We start from the raw sequence: 20202 nt of genomic DNA on the forward strand, positions 1-20202 counted from the left end.
TCACTACCCCGGCCTTAACCTTCGTGCCCTACGCCGGGGAAGATGCCAGCATCGGTGAGGCGAGTGTGCGGATCGAGCAACATCGCAACTTCCGCCTCGTGTGCCCCGTATTCAGGTAGTCGGCGTCCAGCGGCAGGTTCAAAGAGTGGCTTATCGCCAATCATGCCCGCATTGATCCGTCGAGCTCCAGCATGCAGGCGAGCTTGTGCTAGTTCACGCCACACCGTAACATCGCCACCAGCATTTGCCAGTGCACGTGTGAAGCATTCTGGATGAGCCAAAACAACTACTGCCGAAACATGCCCGAAGCCCAGCGAGGAGAGCACTGCTGCCTTGACTTGGCCAACACCTAGATCCAACGGCTGACGCAACCACACAAAGTCCCCGCCCTTATCGGCGATTTCTGGAGCCACACAGTCTAGGGCAATATTGCCCGGGATACGTCCAGTGCGTAACACCTCGGTTAATCCAGCAATCTGGAATAATGCAGCGCCGCCCTTGGCGTGACCAGTCACCGACTTTTGCGAAATAACAAAGAGTGGGTTACCGTCAGTGCGTCCCACCGCCTGCCACATGCGCTGATGAAGCTCAGTTTCGTTCGGATCATTGGCATTTGTGGAGGTATCGTGCTTGGAGACAACCCGAACATCATCTGGGCTAAGACCCAAACCTGCTAGGGACGTTGCAATCACCGATTTCCTACCGCCCCGGGCTGCACCCAAGGCGCCGATACCTGGGGCGGGAATAGACGTATGAGAACCATCAGCATACGACTGGGCGTGTGCCACGACGGCGAGAACTGGCAGACCAAGTTCTGCAGCAACATCACCGCGTGCCAACAGTACAGTTCCACCACCAGCAGCTTCGACGAAGCCACCTCGACGTCGATCATTTGCCCGCGAGTAGAAGCGTTCACTGATTCCTTTTGCCGCCATCACAGCAGAATCTGCGGTTGCATTCATGTCACCGAAACCGGTCAACGATTCCACACCGATATCGTCAATGCCGCCGGCAACAACGAACATTGCCTTTCCAACTGTGATCTTATCTACTGCCTCTTCAACAGAGACGGCAGCGGTTGCACAGGCAGCAACTGGATGGATCATCGCACCATAGCCACCAACATATGCTTGCATGACGTGTGCTGCAACCACATTGGGCAATGCTTCTTGCAAGATATCTTGCGGACGATCCTCACCTAAGAAGCGATCGAGGAAAACTTTACGGAGTGATTCCATACCACCAATACCAGTTCCCTGAGTGCATGCCACATCGCTGGGATGAACTGCGCGCAAGAGTTCGGCCGGAGTGAAACCAGCAGACAAGAAAGCGTCAACTGCTGTCACCAGATTCCATACCGCAATCCGGTCCATACTATCGAGCATGGACGCGGGGATCCCCCAGCGCGCTGGATCGAAGTCAGTTGGTAACTGGCCGCCAACCGTACGCGACAAGGTTGCCCGCTTCGGAACGCGGGCGATGGAGCCAGCACGCTTGCATACCACCCAGTCGCCGTCCTCGCCTTCATATATTCGGGTGGCATCGGCGTCGGCAGCGACATAGTCTAGTGCCTCAGCGTGGGTTGGAACCGTGAATTCAATATCGCGATCCAAAAAGATTCTCGCAGTGTCAATTGACCCCTGATCGACCAGATTTGAGCTATCTGCTAACGTTCGGATACCACAGCGTGCCACAACTTCGTCTCGGTAACGATCATAGATTTCTGCTTCAGGCACATGGGTACCGTGGAGATCATACCAGCCCGGATGCGGATCGTTTGACCATTGGATCAGATTCATCATCCACGCTAATTCAAGGACTCCAGCAGCCGTCAATTCCACACTGCCGTCACGCTGCAAACCGTATTCGGCTTGGCTACGGGTTCGTCCTGATCCCCATGCCGATACTTCACCGGTTCCTACGACGACGACCATGTCTTTGAGAGATGTCGTGACTTCCCCTACACTCACTTCCGGTGCCAATGTTGGTGCTATCTGCGATGGGAGCGCAAGAATGGTGGCAGGCTGGTGTTGTTCATCATTTGCCTGTGAATCTAGACTTCGTTGGTTTATGCCAGCGTGACGTGCCAATTCAGGCAAGGACATATTTGCTTGCCCAAGACCGCCGGTTAGGTCAGCGTCTAATGGAGCGTGCTGAGCTTGCTCGCGGGCTTCGCGGGTACATAATGCTAAGAGATGTTCGGAAATTTCATCTGGGGTAAAGACGTGGATTCCGGCAGCTTGAGCTGCAGGAACAAGTCCGTCGTTTCCGCTCATCAAATGTGTACCGGCCACCCAGCCGATGCGTGGCTGTGCCAAGGTGATGGCCTGTGGCCAGCCAGCTTCAGCATGCCATTTGTTGCAAATGGCATCGAAAGCGGCTTTGACTTCACCATATGCGCCATCGCCACCAAATGTGCCGCGGTTTGGCGAACCAGGAAGCACCACATGTACTCGTGACTGATTCCCCGCTGAAATCGCTACTTCAGCCAATCGACTAATGAGGCGTTCAACGCTCCACAGCAACAATCGTGCTTGAGATTCGGTGTGACCACCAGTATCCGACAGCGAGCCGAATACTCGCCCAGCAGCGAATGGGAAGGCGAGCGTTGGGAGCAAGGAAGGCTTGATCACCGTCGTCACCTCGCCCTTGGTTTCTACCTGCTCACTATTAATCCACTCCACCACACTATCGACGTCACGGTAGGCGCACAGATTTGCTGGAACGAGCCACAGTGTTGCACCTGCGCAAGCATGCTCAGCGTAAAGTTGGCGAGCAAAATCGAGGCGTGCTGGTGTGATGCGCGAAGCGGTCATCACCACAGTTGCTCCTCCAGCAAGGAGCTTTGCTACCACAGAACTGGCAATCGATCCGGGTGCCGCACCGGTAACAACAGCGACCTCGTCACGGTAGCGAGCGGGAGTGTAGTTCTGCGCTTGATCAGCAGCATCGTTGAAGGTTTGAGCAATATGTGGCTGGTTGGCAAGCTGGCGTGCCCACCACCTAGCTTGGGCGGCAACAGCGGCACCGGTGCCGGTAAACCGATGCGGATCCACTGCACTACCTGAGGTTGCCGCACGGGCAAGTTCTTCGCGAGCGCTTGCCCAGCGGTCATCGAACACTACTGCTTGGCGCGCATCGAAATGTGGCTGGACGGAGTCGAACCAGTGCTCCCCTAGTTCAGCTTCGACAGTTTTTACTAGCTCGTCACTTGTCTGCGTTTCTTGATATTCAGGGGTTGGTTGGAGTCCCAGTTGGGCAAGAACGGTACGGGCAGCGGTGGCAAGGATGCCGTTTGGTCCAGTGACGTGGTCTGCGTAGGCTTCTAGCGCAGCTGAATCAACAACTGAGCTTGTGCCTGCGCCGCTTCCGGGTAGGGAGACGTGGACATCGTGGTGACGTGCGACGGCGTGTACGGCTGCGTCGATGAGCTCAGTTGCTTGTGCCTTCGAGGTTGCGCTTTGTGTGCCAAGGGTCGAAAGGCTACCGCCGCGTACGGATTCGCCCTCGCGAGTGCCAAGCACGAGGGTGACTTCTACCCATGGGATCCAGGATTCTGGTAGCGCCCATGCGCCAGTGACGCGATTGGTTATTTCGCTTGGTTTAACGCCTGAAGCCCCGAAGATTGTGCGTAGACGGCTACGCATCACATCGCCGAGAACCGGACCGTATGGGGTGTATCGCGGTGCAGCTACGGTGACACGCGAACGTAAGGTGGCGACGTCGGCTTCAGCTGCGCCGTCGATTGTGGCAACACCAAGTTCGGTACTCATATCCATCAATAGCTGGTTTCGGCGCGAAGAGACTCCGTTAGTCAAACTGTCAGTGGTATCGATTGGAGCGATTTGTTCTGGCAGTAATTTGTTTTGCAACGCCAACAGGGTTAGCAGTGCTTGGGCGGCGTCAAAGCTCAGTTCTGGCAGTGGGCCGCTAGGAGTGTTTCCTGCGTGTGTTGGTGGTTGTGGCGTTGTCATTTCAGAAGGTTGCGCGGCTGGAGTTTGTGGCGGCGTGGCTGGTGGGCTATCGTGTTGGGTCGGTTCGACGTTGGTGTGTGCGCCCGGTTCGGTTGCCGATTCACGTGGTGGGATGGGTGTGGAATCGGTTGCATACAGTGCTGCTTCGTCGCGTTCAAGGTTGCGAACGAGCACATGAGCGTTGAGCATGTGTGGAAGTTGCAGAGTTTTCGCGGCGAGGTTTGCCAAGGTTGGCGCTTGCCCCAAACCGACTTCAACGAGTTGTTCAACTCCTAGACCGCCCTGTTCGCGAGCACTAAAGAGCAGTTCTTGGGTTTCGATCCAGCGAACTGGTGAGGCGAACTGCCAGGAGAGCAATTCGATGACGAGGATGCGCGCCACTTTCCCAGGAGCCTGGGCAACGAGGGTTTCAAAGCGGTCGGCGTCAGCGAGCAGATCGGTGAGGATCTGGGAAGGAACCTGGTCACAGATTGCCTGTGCAAAGTCACGAGTGAGCTCGAATGGTCGCGCAACCAGGTTAGGAATATAGCGATCGACGAGGATCTCGTAGTTAAGTTCGGCGGGCAACAGTTCATCGAGTTTTTGTGCAAAGGCGGGAACGCCAGCGCGCAAGACCCGCGAATGGAATGGAACATCGATTCCGGGGATGAGCATGAAGGGCCGCTGACCGCCAGCACGCTCGGCAAGAACTTCAGCCTCATGTGCCAAGGCTTGTAATCCAGCAACCGTGCCAGCTACCGCATACTGCTGGCCGGCAAGGTTGTAGTTGACGATCTGGAGGAACTCTCCGGTGCGCTGGGCAAGATCGTCAACGAAATCGGTGACTTCCTCGGCACTCACACCGCACTGATTCGGGCGCAAGGCACCCAATCGATACTGAGAGCGGCCTGCTTGGTCTCGTTCAACGAGCGCATGCATCGCCGAGCCACGCGAGTAGACGACGTCGATCACCGATTCAAGATCGAAAATACCTGCACAGGATGCTAATGCTGTGTATTCGCCGAGCGAATGACCAGCGTAGATCGCACCCGGAACGAAGGCGTTTTCGTCAATCATGCGTTGGGTTTGTCCATAGGCAAGGACGGCGAGCACAACTTGGGTGAACTGGGTCAGGTTCATGACCCCTTCTGGGTGACGCAGAATCTGATCGCCGACCTTGAGCTCGGTTGGGTTGTTGTCAACAATATGGATGATCGAAAAGCCATGGGCCCGGCGGGTATGCTTGTCGGCACGCTCCCACACGTCACGCACTGCTGCAGACCGTTGACGATCATTTGTTCCCATGCCAACGTATTGGATTCCTTGGCCTGGGTAGACGTAGGCGGTGCGGGCTGGAGCAAGCAGGCCCTGACCGCGGGAGACAACCGCATCGCCGATTCGGCAGGTCACCTCGATGGCGTCGGTAGCGTTGGAGCCCCGGCCGATCCGCTCAACCAAAATATCTATGTCATCGTTGAGTTGAACCATGCCATACATCGAATAGGTCCATCCAACGAGCTGGCGTTGACTATGACTTCCTTCACCGGCACAGGCCACAGCCTGGGCAACGGCAGATAGCCACATCCCATGAACTAAGGCGTCTTTCAAGCCGACTAATGCGGCCGCATGCTGGGAGGTGTGAATCGGGTTGTAGTCACCCGAGGCGATCGCAAACGGAGTCATATCAGTGGGTGCTGAGATATTTACGCGACGAACAAATGACCGTGGCGTGGCAGTGATGTGCCGGCCTTGACCACCAAACCCAGCTACTGGGGTAGGTGCAGTCGTTGTCGTGATGCGACCGCGAATCGCAAAGCGTTCGATCAATCGGGCGATCCGCTTGCCCTCGTGGGTTAATTCCAGATCTACTGTGACGATTCTCCCCGATGCGGACTCGCTCAAGACTCGGGTTTGTGCCCGAACTGCAACGCGCATTTCCGAAGTGGACAATTGTGCTACCGCAACATCAAGATCGATGCAGTGATCGAGGTGGACTGCGTTGAGCAAGCCTTCAATCACCGGATACCCATCGGGAAGGTATGCTGAGCCAAGTGCTGCATAAATCGCCGGCCAGCATGGGCCGACAAGAGTATCAGCGGTGGCGTTGGCAATACGCAGTTCTTCGCCTTCAGTTGTAGCTGCGATAACTGCGCCAGTTGCCGACATGTGGGTACGCCACACATCTGGCGTGATCGTTACCTGATCATGAACGACGCCGAACGGGGTATTTTCGTTTGGGACCACGCGCGGCAAGGCGCGCAGTTCATCACCACCCACCGACGTCGAACCGATTCCGGCTACTGCCGCAAGCAGACCGTAGACGGCTTGTGGTAAGCGCTCCCGGCTCACGGTTGGTACCGCGCCGGTGGCAACCGATGGTGGCAGATCGAGTGGAATACTCACCTCACGGACCGCGTATGGGTGTGGCTGGGGCAAACCATCCCAATAGGTATCTGCACTAATAACGATTTCCCAGCCCGCAGTAGTGTCGCGGAGTTCACATGCTTGCGGACTGAGCGTGTGCGCGGGGTTGTCGATCAAGTGCCCATTCCACACAATATGCGGCACAGCACGCACATATTCTTCAACGGTGCTTGCCGAATTCAGACGAGCAAAACGAGCTACAGGCTTCACTCCTTGCGCACTCAACCGAGAAATACATGCGGCTTCGAATCGGCCCAAAAGCTCAGCTACGGGTTCATCAACGCGATCAATTCCCGCTACCGAAACTGGGCCTGGAATAACGCGCACGCTTTGGGCATCGTAGCGTTCGTCTTGGGCCTGCCAGAGCGTATCCAATCCCCACCAGCGTGCCAGATCGGCGTCGATAACAGGAACGAACGGCATTGGCTTGTGATGCTTGCGGCACAAGGAGATAAACCAGGCGGCATCGCGTTCATTCACGATCGTCGTCGCTGCATGAGGATAGTGTTTACGTAGCAGTGCTAAGGCATGTGGACCATCTTCAACGGCGTCGATATCAGCAAAGAGAGTCTGGATTGGGCCATGATCGACTTCGTGTAACCGGGCTTCGATGCGATGGAGTAAGTCTAAGAAACGGTCACTCCACGTCGGATCACACCACGGGTAAGACAATTCTAAGAAGCGTGCACCCCATTCGTGATACGTCATTTGGTTGACCTCGCCAAAGAATGGCTTGGCGGTCTTATTCAACGCCATCATAATCTCATCTCGGCGCTGATTAATCACATCCATATCTGAACCGACCTCGGCCAGTAATCGAGAACATGCTGCAGAGTCGTTATCAATTTCGTACATGTCTGCATGCAAGTGCGATAATCCGGAGGCCACTCCCCCACGTGAACGCGCGCGGCCTACCCACCCGCCGTCGTTATCGATGGTGATACCGGGGGTGTCTTTTAACAGTTGCTTCACCTGTGGGGAAGTTTTTGCTTCTTTGACTGTCATCGCTGCCGTACCCACCAAAATGCCATCGACTGGCATTGCGGGCATGTCGTGGCGTAACGCCCACCGGCCAGTGATGTAGTCGGCTGCGATGTGCGGGGTGCCAATACCGCCACCCACACACAACACTACATTTGGCCGACGGCGAATCTCAGCATAAGTTTCGAGTAGCAAATCATCGAGATTCACCCACGAATGGTGGCCACCAGCATGGCCGTCTTCAACCTGCATAATCAGTTGGGCTTGCGGGTTGGCCTCAGCAATGCTCAACACTGCTTTGATCTGTTGTACCGTGCCGGGCTTGAAACAAATATATGGGAAGCCTTCTGCGTGCAAGGACTCAATGAGTTCAGTTGCTTCCTCCAGTTCTGGAATACCGGCTGAGATCGTTACGCCGTTAATGGGTGCGCCTGCCGCACGTGCTTTGGAGACGATCTTTTGCGCACCAAATTGGAGATTCCACATGAACCGATCAAAGAACATGGTGTTGAACTGGGCGGTGCGGCCCGGCTGGAGATCTTTGACTAAGCCATCCTTATTCGCTGTAAAGACTTCGAGTGAGTACTGCCCACCGCCAGCTAGTTCCGCCCAGTATCCGGTGTTTGCTGCGGCAGCAACAATTTCTGGATCAACAGTTGTCGGGGTCATACCGGCCAAAATAATCGGTGAATTTCCAGTCAGGCGAGTAAACGCGGTTTCTACCACGACCTGTCCGTCTGGCAGTTCGACCAGTTGAGGAGCGAATCGCGAATAGTCAATGGCGGTTGGCAGTTGGGAGCCGGGTGCGGTGAGCTGGTCACGTTTGAGCGTGTCCGACGCATCAACGACGACGATTGGGCCGCCTTGGACCAGTTGCTCGGTCATGCGCACTAATCCGCTTCCGGGACCAACAATCGCAAGAGCTTGGGTATTGTGTGCCACACTGGCTACCTGGTTGGGCCAATCTTGGGGCGTGAGCAGTATTTCTTGAGCCATGTGTGCGACGAGTTCTGTATCCAATCCACAAAGCTGCGCCCACTGAACTGCTGTGTCAACTGCCGGCTGCATACTTGGGTGATGGAAGGGAACGGCTACCGGTAGCTCATCGAAGATGGGATCAAGAATTGACCCGCCACGCACTTTAGCCTCAATCGCGGCATTGTGGCGTTCCACGCCGCTTATCAAGGTTGCTTTCGCAAGCGCTAGCTTTTCTGGGTGCCCAGAAAGAACGAAGGCCTGAGGTCCGTTCCGTAAGGCAACATTGGGAGAGCCTGGTTCGGTTGTGGCGACGTGGGCCAAACCTTCGTTGATTGCATCGGCGCATAATCCACGTACTGAAAGCATCCGAGACGCTGTAGGCGATCCGCCCAATTCGCGCACTCGCAAGCTGGCAGCTGCACCGATAATGAGCGATAACGCGACGAGATCTTCAAGCTCGTTGGTTGAATTGATAGCCTTAGCAGCGTAGGCAGCCAAAATGCCTTGTGAATGGCCAAGTATTGGCACGTTTTTAACGTCTACTGCGCTGTTATCAAGCTGGATCAAGGCGCCGATATGTGCAAGCAAGATACCTGGCATTGATACTGCAGCGGTGGCATCGAGATCTGTCGATGAGGTGTTCTTGGCGGACAACACATCGTCGAGACGTGCCGGTGCTTGTGGAATAGCGGTGGCGATCTCGCGCGCCACACCCGCAACTTTTGCTCGCGCATTGGTGAGCAGCTCCGTTAAATACTGGGCGGTACCATCGGCGTAATAATCATGCAGCTCACTCACCCAGGACGAACCTTGGCCGGCGAAGACGAACGTGGTGTGTGGTGATGTTAATGCACTAATCATTTTTATCCTTGTCATTGGGGAAAATTGGGAAAATAAACTGGATTGCGAAGGTATTAGAGTGGCGGATTTGAGCTGTGGCGTTCAATGCGCTGTGGACGACGTTTGGCTTGAGCAAGGACAAGCGAGGAGATAATTGTTTGCCGAGTTTGTTCTGGAGTAATCAACCCGTCGAGTGCGCCAATCTCTAGTGAAAGATTAGGGTTAACAGCTTGGGTCGAGTAGGCTTGTTCGAATCGCTTGCGTGCCCGCTGCACATCTGACCCGGCAGCTTTGAGCTCTTTGAGTTCTTTGCGGTGAACGATATTGACCGCGCCTTCTGATCCCATCACCGTAATCTCAGCACCAGGCCACGCATAGTTAAAATCAGCGCCCATCGACTTTGACCCCATAACAATGTAGGCACCGCCGTATGCTTTGCGTACAATAATCGTCACCAGTGGAACAGTGGCAGTTGCGTAAGCAGTAATGAGCTTAGCACCCCTGCGGATAATTCCGGCACGCTCTTGTTCGGTGCCCGGGCGGTAGCCTGGCACATCCACCAAGGTGACAATCGGGATATTAAACGCGTGGCAAAACTGCACAAAGCGCGAAGCTTTTTCCGAAGCATGAACATCAAGCGTTCCAGCATCAACGCATGATTGATTGGCAACAATTCCGACGCTACGGCCCGCGAATGCTCCGAAACCAACTACCACGTTGGCGGCGAACAGTTCTTGAACCTGCAAAAATTCACCGTGGTCAACGAGATGTTCAATGACCTCCACCATGTCATAGGACTGTTTCGGATTAACTGGAACCAACTGCCCTACTTCACTCGCGCGCGCTTCGTCGTCGTCATTGGCAGTGTATGCAAATCTTGGTGCGTCTTCTTCAGAAGAACTCGGCAAGTAGGAAAGCAAACTACGCGTATAATCTAAGGCGTCTTCTTCGTCGTGAGCCATATAGTGAGCTACGCCGGTGGTTGCAGAATGTAACTGTGCCCCACCCAGATCATTGGAGGTCACATCTTCACCAGTGACCGCACGCACAACTTCTGGCCCGGTGACGAACATATATGACGAATCCTTGGTCATAATCACGAAATCAGTTAATGCCGGTCCATACACAGCTCCGCCCGCGCATGGCCCTAAAATAACTGAAATCTGTGGAACCACACCCGACGCTGCACTCGTTTTACGAAAAATCTGACCGTACTGTGAGAGCGCCGCCACGCCTTCTTGGATCCGGGCACCGCCCGAATCGAGCAAGGAAATAATGGGCATACGCATATCGATAGCGTGGTCCATCAAATGCAGTATTTTTGTGCCTTCAACGTCACCTAAGGTTCCCCCGCGCACTGAAAAGTCCTGAGCAATAATCGCCACTGCTCGGCCCGAAATTTCTCCAAACCCCGTCACGACGCCCGAACCCAAATAGTCTTCATCGATATTTCCGCCCGCAAAACGGCCAATTTCGTGAAATGTACCTGGGTCAAGAAGTAGACTTATGCGTTCGCGGGCAGTCTTTTTCCCTTTCGCATGTTGCACAGCGCGTGCTCGCTCTTCACCTTTCGTGTGCAAATGCTGCACATGCGAAATATAGGTGTCGCAAGTTTGAGCCGGCCGTTGCCCGAAGGACGTAATCCATTTGGCGGTGTCTTTCGCACGCTCAATGATTCGAGGTTTAGTGTTCACGATTCATCCTTTTCTTCTCGTGTGCTCAACGTGACTAATACTTGGTCTGAGTTCACTGAATCTCCAACTGCTACACAGATGTCGCTGACCACCCCAGACATGGGAGCCGATAAGGGTTGTTCCATTTTCATTGCTTCAATAACTGCAATAAGATCGCCTGCTTCAACAACATCTCCGGGCGTTACCGCCAGGCGAATAACAGTTGCTTGCATGGGAGCGCGCACCGTACGTGGATCATCAATGTGGGTCTGGTTGAGTTGTGATGCACGACGCCCGCGCCGCACAATTTGCGCTCGCCCAAGGTCTGGTACTGGCCTTTGCGTGAAATTGGCGAATAATTCGCGAGGCAGCCGGATTCGGTGACGTCGGCCATCAATTTCGATGTCGTATTCTTCGCTGAGTACCGGTTGCCTCGACTCACTGCCTTCTGGTTGAGCCGAAGTACTGAGATTGTCTGCTTCAAAGTCACCCAACTGGGTTTCTTCTAACCAGCGGGTGTGGACTTTACCGCCAACCGGATCAGCGAAAGCCGTACCGGATAAAATGTGTTCGTAGAGCGGAGCCGAGCACGCAACCCCGGTAATTTGCAGTTCGCCTAGGGCTCGCAGTGAGCGTGCAATAAGTTGCTGGCGGGTAGGGGCCCAGACAATAATTTTGGCAATCATCGAATCGAAGGCAACCGGGATATTTTCTCCCGGTGCCAGTGCGGCCTCGATCCGAATTCCTGGGCCTTTGGGCCATTCGATCTCGGTGACGGTACCGGCGCTTGGCATCAGGTGACGGTTCGGGTCTTCACTCGTGATGCGCATCTGCAAGCTGTGACCGCGTGGTGCCATAGTGACCGGCGCTATCTCGTTGAGGTTGGCTCCAAAAGCAATAGCGATTTGGAGGCGGACGAGGTCAGTGCCGGTGACTTCTTCGGTGACTGTGTGTTCTACTTGGAGTCGCGGATTGACTTCGAGGAAGTATGGGGTGTTGTTGTGATCGACGAGGAATTCGCACGTTCCAGCTCCGACGTAATCGACGGCGGTGAACAGTTCTTGAGACCACTGCTGGAGCAGATCGAGGGTTGCTTGAGGTAACGCAGGGGCTGGGGCTTCTTCGATGAGTTTTTGGTTACGACGTTGAACCGAACAGTCACGAGTTGAGGCCATCCAGAAATTTCCGTGCTGGTCGCGTAAGCATTGGGTTTCGATGTGCCGGGCTGCAATGAGGCGCTTTTCTATGAAGAACTGGCTCAGGGCGTGGTCTGGCGGGAGTTCGTCCGCTGGCGCTAAACCATGATCTTTCCATAGCGCTTCGACCTCGTGATCGGATCGGAGTTCGAGGATGCCCCGCCCTCCCCCACCTGTTGGATTTTTCAGCAAAATCGGGAATTCGGCCTCCCGAGCGAATTGCACTATCTGCTTCTGGTTACGGATTGCGTCTTGGGTACCGGGAATAAGTCCAACCCCGAGTTTGGTGGCCAGGCGGCGGGCTTGAGATTTGTTTCCCAGAGTTGAAATTGCTTGTGGGCTAGGCCCGATCCATGTCATTCCAGCATCGATAACCTGCTGGGCAAATTCGGGATCTTCGGAGAGGAATCCGTAGCCGGAGTGGATGGCGTGGGCACCGGCTCGCTGGGCGATCTCGATAATTGCTGGACCGTTAAGATAGGTCTGTGCAGATGTTGTTCCGGGCAAGGCGTAGGCATCGTCAGCGAGTTTCGTCCAGGTTGCTCCTCGATCGGGATCAGCATATAAAGCGATGGATCGGATCCCCATTTCACGTGCAGTGCGGAAGATACGAGCGGCTATTTCGCCACGGTTTGCTACCAAGATGGATTGTGGATATGTCACTGCGTCTCCTTTTGTGGACGTTATTCTTAGATGCGCCGCAAGGTCACATCGCCAGCCGATAAAATGTGTGATCCGGTGGCGGTATGAATGATGGCGTGGCCGTTGTTGGTTACCCCGGTCATGGTTCCGGTGAAGTGGTGGGGGGTTTGGTTGGTGAGGACTGTTGCGATGATCTGCTCACCGATGGTGGCTAATCGTTGTTCGAATTGGGTAGCTAAGCCACACGCGCGGGCATCGTAGTGACCTGCCTGCCACAGCTCGATAAGCTCTAAAGTGGTGGCGATCATCGCTTTCCGGAAAGTATCGGTGACGACGGCGGTTGCAGCGTTGCGGTTATCGAGTGCGAGGCGGATCGAGGTGGCGGTAGTGACGGGCAATTGCCTGGCGCTCATCGTCGTATTAATGCCAATGCCGAAGGCGATATCTATCCATGAGGAGGCAGTTGGTGGATCGGCGATGGTGGCGATTACTCCGCCAAGTTTTTTACCGTCGATCATCAGATCATTGGGCCATTTAATGGCCAGATCTGGGGTCAACGCTGGGAACTGAGTGCTGATGGTCTCGTATGCAGCCAGCGCACCTAAAGCGGTGAGCCACGGGGCTTGTTCGCGGTAGTGGCGTGGGATGCGCACGCCAAATGTGGTCAGCGAACAGGTTCCACCGGGTGCAGACCACGTGCGGTTAAAGCGGCCGCGTCCGTGAGTTTGGGCGTGAGCGGTGACGACGAACAAAACGCCAGCATCGGCGTCGTCGTATTCAGGGAATAACCGCTGAGCTTCATATTGAGTGCTATCGAGGAGTTCGTGATGGATGATGTGAACCACGGGCCCTCTTTTCGTTTGGCGACTTTTCGTATATGCCAAACCCTATGAGTTGCGCGGACAACTTCTAAATACATTAATGTATATCGACGCTCATTCGGTCACTATAAGATTTATATTTTTGAGGAATTCTCACGATAAACTACGGTTACGTAACCATAGTTTGTTGCGTATGTCACCACGCTAGTTTTCAGATGAAATGGGCTCCGAACACGCCTCAAGTAACTGCACAATAAGAGCGTTGATTTCATCACCACTGCCCGCCAGATCCTCCTGCTGCCAAGCAGCATAACCTGAGGAACGCAAGGCCACACCAATGACAGCCTGGGCAACAATCTCCGACTCAGAAGTCATCTGCCGCCCCACGATAGCAAGGATCTTATTCAAAATCTTGGCCATAGATGAAACGAATTCCCGGTTAATATCGCTAAATTGTTTTCCCCACGCCGGAACCCGAATAGCGCGCACCAACATTTCGTTATGCACAATGAAGTAATAACGATCCAAGTGCAAAGCCGCCAGCGCTTTACCTAAGAGCACGTTCATCTTGTGAATATGATCGGCTTGCTCGCTCAGTGGGAGCACACCCGCCTCGAGCTCTTCTTCCCACTGCACCAACACCTCATTCATACGCGAAATCGTCGTGTCATACTCGTAGCGCGCCACGAAAGTGAACAACTCTTCTTTATCAATGAAGTTTGAATAGAACGCGCCGCGGCTATAGCCCGCCTGAGCACAAATACGCTCTAAGGTACACCCTTCGATACCATGAGTAACCATCACCTGGCGCGTCGCCGCAATCAAACGCTCTTGGGTTTCAAAACGGTCACTCATCAGGCCTCCGATCACAACATCGCTAACAGATAGCTAAGCTCAGTGATCGTTAATTTGCAACTCGTTACCATCTGGATCGACCACCCGAAGCGAACGCCCAAAATCTTCGACGACGATTCGACCACCGTCGAAACCAGCCCCTATAAGATCAGCCTGGACTTCTTCAAGTGGCTTTTCAGCAACCATACACACCTCATACCCAGCTTTAGGGAAATTAGCCGACTCGTAGCTATGTACAGCCAGCGTTGCCCCCTGCGATTCCATCTCGGTCCACACCGGATCGATAGCACGGTTCAGCTCAAGACCTAGTGCCTGATAAAATCGAATATTTTGCGCATGGTCCCGTGCGTAATTGATAACCAAAAGCTTCACGGTTTCTCCCTTTGCTCTACGTGGCTATAATGACGTGTGGAGTTGATGTATTTCTTCACCATGGACACCCCACGCACCCGAGGTTATCACGATCACTTAGCTACATCACACCGATATATGCCGCATGACGAATATGAAAAACTCGCACACGCACAATAGCGTCAATCACGGAATTGATAACGCAATCGCAACGCTGTATGGCACTGCTATCGGCGATGCGCTCGACATGCCCACTCAGGATATGACGCCAGATCACATCTTCGCCGATTATGGAGAAATTCAGGGATTCGTGGATGCCGGCCCACACCAATACATTGCGGCAGGTATGTGAGCTGGAACGATTACTGACGATACTGAGCAGATGCTCATCGTCGCCGATCTCCTCATTAAACACGGTGAAATCCCGCCACGCGAATTTGCCAACGCGTTAACGCAATGGGAAGAAACGATGATAGCCAAAGGCTCACTCGACCTTCTCGGCCCGTCCACAAAAGCGGCGATCGCGGCGATCGCTGCCGGGAAAAGCACTGCGGAGTCTGGACAATATGGGACGACCAACGGCGCTGCGATGCGGATAGCCCCGGTTGGCATTTACTACTCAGCAACCAATCTTGAGACCTTCGTAGAGCGCGTACATCACGCCAGCTCAGTAACCCACAACACCTCGTTAGGAATTTCTGCTGCCGCCGCAGTAGCAGCAGCTATCAGTGCCGGAATTGACGGCGCACACCGCACCGAATCAGTTGCGATAGCACTGGACGCTGCTCGGCTTGGGGAAACATACGGCCACCATGTTCCAGGCCCTAGTATCGCCGGGCGTCTACCCTACGCTATCGAGTTAGCTAAAAAATCATCTGATCTGGCCGATCTGCTCTACAACGTCGTCGGCACTACCCTTGCCTCGCAAGAATCTGTGGTGGCTGCACTCACAATCGTCGCAGTCGTTTCTGACCCGTGGGACGGCCTGTGCCTTGCTGCTAACTGTGGTGGAGATACTGATACCATCGGCGCAATCGCTGGAAGTATTTATGGTGCGATCTACGGGCTAGAGGCATTTCCGCGCGATGCCATCACCACAATTGACGCCGTGAACAACCTGAACCTCACAGACACCGCCGCCAAACTTATTTCTCGGCGACGCACACCATAATTATTACTTGTGGTGGCCGGTACGTATCACCCCAAACCGATCTGAGGACTCATCATGCCAGACCTAATACATACTGGAAGCATCGTCGTCGATATGGTGATGACTATCGATACTGTTCCCACCCCAGGAAATGAGGCGCTAGCAACGACAACACACCTCGTTGCCGGCGGTGGCCTCAATTCAATGCTCGCCGCTCAGCGTAGTGGCCTGCCAGTGAAATTTGCCGGACTGGTGGGCACCGGGCCGTTTGGCGATATGATCGCTCAAACTCTCGCCGACAACGAACTAGCATCAATCTACCCGCGGGTGGCTGGCACGGATTCCGGCTTTTGCGTAGCGCTAGTAGATAAGGGCGGAGAACGAACTTTTATTACCCAAGTGGGCGCAGAAAGTGAGGTGAGTTTCGAGCACCTATCGCAGATACAGATAAACGACGACGATCTTGTTTACGTTTCCGGCTACAGCCTAGCTACGCAGACAAACGCGTCCGGCTTAGCTCGATGGCTTGCCACTGTGCCTGAATCAACGGTTGTTTTCCTTGATCCTTCGCCGTTAGTTTGCCAGTTGCCGGAAAAGGTTTTCCAGCCGCTGATCGCAAGAGCCTCAATTGTGTCCTGTAATCTGCGCGAAGCCCGGCATATCACTGGCCAAACTCGGGCGAAAGACTGTGCCAGCAGGCTCGCCGAGCTACTTCGCCCTCACGCTTACGCTGTTGTTCGAGCAGGAAAAGAACCGACCCTAATCTCTTCGGCAGATAATCCGCAATCGGTGATCTCGGTGCCCACATTCCCGGTTGATGCCGTGGATACCAACGGGGCCGGTGATACTCATGCTGGGGTTGTGCTCGCCAGTATTGCTCATGGTTTATCCCTTGAAGAAAGCGTCCGCCGTGCCAATGCCGCTGCCGCTATATCCGTCACCCGCTCCGGGCCCATGAGTGCCCCAACTGCTGAAGAGGTCGAAGAGTTTTTGGCTGAGCACCGGTAGTGTTCGTGCGGTGACGTGTTCGATAATCGCGTTCTTCTGAGTCTGTTAAAGGCGCCTCTTTGTTCCTACGAAGAATGGTAGACTTACCACAATTATCTTTTTATTTTTCTTCAACTTGCTTGGGAGCATTGCGGTGTCTATGCGCGAAAAATCGTCGAATCGGACAAGGGAATTCGTACCGCGTTTTGCTGGTTCGGTTACAGCCTTTCTTTTAACTACAGTTCTAGCCATGACTGGGTTTGTTCCACTGGCGCACGCTGAGCCGGTAGCCTATGAGTTCCAAGGCGAATGGGTTGATGCGCCTGATCGGGTGCTATCGGGATTCGACGTTCTCACATCCCAGTGGTGGCTAGATATCAACGATGATGCTTCCGCCCCAGCCAATGACGAGGTTGAAGAAAACAACGTTGTGACTCTTAGTGCTGAAAATGCAGTTTTTAACCGGATTCCTACGATCTGCGCTAATGCAGAAACGTCAAGCATTAGCACAGATGGATCCGTATTGACTTGTGACTTAGGCACGCTCACCGAAGGTAGTGCACTGAATTTTACGAGTAGCTTACTCGTTACAGGCTCACCTGGTTCTCAGGTAACTTTAAGTGGGGAGTTCCGCGGAAAGATCGTTGATAACTTGGTGCCAATCCCGATCTACACTCAATTCACTATGGATGCCAAGTTTGATGGCGGAACCCCCTACCCGCAGCTATTGCCATTAGTTAAGCCAGAACAATATCTCCTCGAATTTCCTTTCTCTATTCGGCATGCTCACAATAGCCCGGCCGGTCCAGACACCGTCACGTTCGATATCACGACTACCCGGCGTATCGAAGTAGACCCTTACGGGCAAGAGGCTGATCTGGTAGTTATGGATGAGGACGCCTGCCAGCCCAACGATCGTCAACAGCCCGGTTATCCGTTCTCCGATGGTCAGCATCCGGCTAACCAGCAGACGGCGTTCCCTACATGTACGTTAGAAAAGACTGGCACGGACACATTCCGTTTGACACTATCCGGGCTAAAATATGACCAGCCTACTCCACAGTTGGATTCCAATGCCGAGCCATTGCCTAGCGGAATGGATGTGATTGCTGCCGGAAAACTACGGTTCAAACTGCGCTACACCGCTAACGGCAATACTGTGAGTTTAACTGCCTCTACCCCACAGTTCCAAGCAGTTGACGGGAGCACTTTTGTTGATGATCCTAGCAATAACACCAACTCTGTTCCGGTAGTATTGGGCTACTATACCGGGGGATGGGCATTATCCTATATGCGCCCGAAGTCTTACCCGGGAATACCGTGGACGGATACCTACCGAGCTCCAGTTGGAGCAACCGTCATGTCTTTCGTAGGCCACACCCCAACGCGCGCCAGTGAATCGACTGACCACTGGGTTTGCGGAATTATAGATTATGAAAAAGTGGAGCTACAAAAGGTGCGGGTAGCTGTTGATGGTAGCGTCAAACCGCACTTCTTCTATGATGATTCCTTCCCCACAAACCCAGACGGTACTCGTGACATTTGGTATTACGTGGGCGAAACCTTGCATAACCCTGGCAGTGACCAGCCTGTAGATCCCAATGACTTTGCGTGTGGTGGCGAAACTAGCACAACTGATCCCGAAGCAGGTAATCAACCGGAATGGACTCGCACACCTGCAGATTTGTCTCAAGTTAAAGCTGTCAAAGCGCGTCTGTCTAAAAATGTGGTGAGCTCTGCGGGAAGAAGAGGGCAAGTATATGTTGCCATGGAACTCAAAATTAAAGACACCGTGAAAATCGGTACTCCGATTTGGACTTGGGGCTACGTTTTATCAGACGGAGCTACTAATTGGAATCATAGCGCTGATAAAGTCTCCTACTTCGACCGTAGCTTAGACCCCAAGGATGTCAAACCCTATGGAACTCTTACCCCGGATCTCACGTATCCCTTTGTTGGTCCTGGTCGTGATGTGCTACGTGTCGTAGGTTCCGAACCTTACGTGAATAAACAGGTCGCACAAACTGAATATCTACCTAACGAGGAAGCCGAGTTCAGTCTCACCTACGGCCTAGAATCTAATATGGCTCAACCGTTCCCAGATAGTCTCACGCTGACTGATATTCTGCCAGAAGGTCTAATGTACGTAGCTGGAAGCACTCAATATGCTGATGGTTCTCCTGCTCCAGAACCAACAGTGACTGATGTTGCTGCCACGAATACCACACCTGCACATACCCAACTGGTGTGGAACTTTAACGATGTGGTTCCTAATGATCCAGCCGGAAAGTTGACTTACCGGGCTACAGTGCCAGCAGATGCTCAGCCAGCACAAAGCTTCGCCAGCACTGCGATCATTGAAAGCCAAGGTATTAGCCGCACATCACAAGCTACGTTTACCGTTCCGACCTCGGGTTTGACCAATCTACGTAAATCCGCAGTTGAGTCAGAACTAAAACCAGACGAGAACGGTAACGCCACTGGTACATGGATGGTGGAATTACACTCTGCAGATCCACGCACGTCAAATATCACTGACGTGATTGACCTCCTGCCAGCACCTGAAGATGGAGCTGGCAGCACAGTGAAAACCATGCCCCAGCTAGTGAAAGTAACGGCTTCTCTACCGGGAAGCAAAGTCTATTACACCACTGTGCCCCGCGCTATGCTCAATGAGGATCCAGCCCATTCTAGTAATGGCAGTCTTGGGAAACCATCTAGTATGTGGAGTGAAGAGTTTTCTCCTCATGCCACAGCTGTGCGCGTCATTGGTGGACCGTTAGTTCCTCTTGGTGTTCAGAAAATCATTGTAGAAGTTAAGTATGCTGGATTAGATGAAACGACGACGTTTGCCAACGTCGCTGTAGGCCGTGCAGAAAATACACGGTTACGGATGCGGTCATCTGCGCTCATGCAATACACCAAACCTGCACCAGACCCAGATCCAGAACCCACCCCAGATCCAGATCCAACGCCAGACCCAGAACCAACGCCAGACCCAGAACCAACGCCTACGCCTACGCCTACGCCAGACCCAGAACCAATCCCTACGCCGGATCCGGAACCCACCCCACAGCCGCAACCGCCGGTTCCTGCGTCGCCAACACCAGATCAGCCAAAGCCACCAACGGATTCTCCGAACACGAAGCTGGCTAAAACGGGTAGCGATAGCGTAACCTTGCTGGCTCTCAGTTCTCTCTTCCTGCTTTTAGGAGCAGGCCTACTTCGACAACGCAACCGAGTGAGCTGATCTACAACACGGGCACCAGTTGCCAAAAGTAATGGGTCTGTCCCGCACACAAGCCGTGTGCGGGACAGACCCTCATTTACCACAATATCTCTGTCCAATAT

At 53.8% G+C, this 20202-nt stretch carries 10 protein-coding genes; 4 read left to right on the forward strand and 6 right to left on the reverse strand.

Features of this window, described 5'->3' with window-relative positions; translation table 11 throughout:
- Positions 1 to 14 precede the first annotated feature (14 nt).
- The 6 genes from HC352_RS06225 to HC352_RS06250 all read right to left on the reverse strand — a co-directional run bounded on the left by HC352_RS06225 (position 15) and on the right by HC352_RS06250 (position 14735).
- Complete coding sequence (locus HC352_RS06225; RefSeq protein WP_211080637.1) at positions 15 to 9197, reverse strand: type I polyketide synthase; 9183 nt, start codon at positions 9195 to 9197, stop codon at positions 15 to 17.
- Between the two features lie 53 nt (positions 9198 to 9250).
- Positions 9251 to 10873, reverse strand: coding sequence for an acyl-CoA carboxylase subunit beta (locus HC352_RS06230; protein WP_369801286.1), 1623 nt, complete (start codon positions 10871 to 10873; stop codon positions 9251 to 9253).
- Positions 10867 to 12708, reverse strand: a complete 1842-nt coding sequence (locus tag HC352_RS06235) for an ATP-binding protein (RefSeq protein ID WP_247645177.1) — start codon at positions 12706 to 12708, stop codon at positions 10867 to 10869. The genes HC352_RS06230 and HC352_RS06235 overlap by 7 nt, the downstream gene beginning before the upstream one ends.
- A 26-nt stretch (positions 12709 to 12734) precedes the next feature.
- A complete protein-coding gene (locus HC352_RS06240; RefSeq protein WP_168918078.1) occupies positions 12735 to 13532 on the reverse strand; it encodes a biotin--[acetyl-CoA-carboxylase] ligase in 798 nt (265 codons plus the stop codon).
- A gap of 180 nt (positions 13533 to 13712) precedes the next feature.
- Complete coding sequence (locus HC352_RS06245; RefSeq protein WP_168918079.1) at positions 13713 to 14363, reverse strand: TetR/AcrR family transcriptional regulator; 651 nt, start codon at positions 14361 to 14363, stop codon at positions 13713 to 13715.
- A 39-nt stretch (positions 14364 to 14402) separates the two neighbouring features.
- Entirely contained in the window at positions 14403 to 14735 is a 333-nt protein-coding gene (locus HC352_RS06250; RefSeq protein WP_168918080.1) for a VOC family protein, read from the reverse strand.
- Between the two features lie 124 nt (positions 14736 to 14859).
- On the opposite strand from HC352_RS06250, the gene HC352_RS09005 reads away from it, so the two are divergent.
- From HC352_RS09005 to HC352_RS09010, 4 genes are all read left to right on the forward strand, one after another.
- Entirely contained in the window at positions 14860 to 15066 is a 207-nt protein-coding gene (locus HC352_RS09005; RefSeq protein WP_211080638.1) for a hypothetical protein, read from the forward strand.
- 9 nt (positions 15067 to 15075) lie between these two features.
- Complete coding sequence (locus HC352_RS06255) at positions 15076 to 15885, forward strand: ADP-ribosylglycohydrolase family protein (RefSeq protein ID WP_256367967.1); 810 nt, start codon at positions 15076 to 15078, stop codon at positions 15883 to 15885.
- A gap of 54 nt (positions 15886 to 15939) precedes the next feature.
- Positions 15940 to 16872 (forward strand): PfkB family carbohydrate kinase, encoded by a 933-nt coding sequence (locus HC352_RS06260; protein WP_168918081.1) that lies wholly within the window; start codon positions 15940 to 15942, stop codon positions 16870 to 16872.
- Between the two features lie 133 nt (positions 16873 to 17005).
- Positions 17006 to 20101, forward strand: a complete 3096-nt coding sequence (locus HC352_RS09010; protein WP_211080640.1) for an isopeptide-forming domain-containing fimbrial protein — start codon at positions 17006 to 17008, stop codon at positions 20099 to 20101.
- Positions 20102 to 20202 lie beyond the last annotated feature (101 nt).

The organism is Arcanobacterium buesumense (assembly GCF_012563545.1).
In the GTDB taxonomy this organism is placed as follows: domain Bacteria; phylum Actinomycetota; class Actinomycetes; order Actinomycetales; family Actinomycetaceae; genus Arcanobacterium; species Arcanobacterium buesumense.

What these genes read in the sequence shown, in the direction of transcription:
- HC352_RS06245 (WP_168918079.1), bottom strand. Translation starts at nt 14,363, where the DNA reads ATGAGTGACCGTTTTGAAACCCAAGAGCGTTTGATTGCGGCGACGCGC.
- HC352_RS09005 (WP_211080638.1), top strand. Translation starts at nt 14,860, where the DNA reads ATGACGAATATGAAAAACTCGCACACGCACAATAGCGTCAATCACGGA.
- HC352_RS06260 (WP_168918081.1), top strand. Translation starts at nt 15,940, where the DNA reads ATGCCAGACCTAATACATACTGGAAGCATCGTCGTCGATATGGTGATG.
- HC352_RS06225 (WP_211080637.1), bottom strand. Translation starts at nt 9,197, where the DNA reads ATGATTAGTGCATTAACATCACCACACACCACGTTCGTCTTCGCCGGC.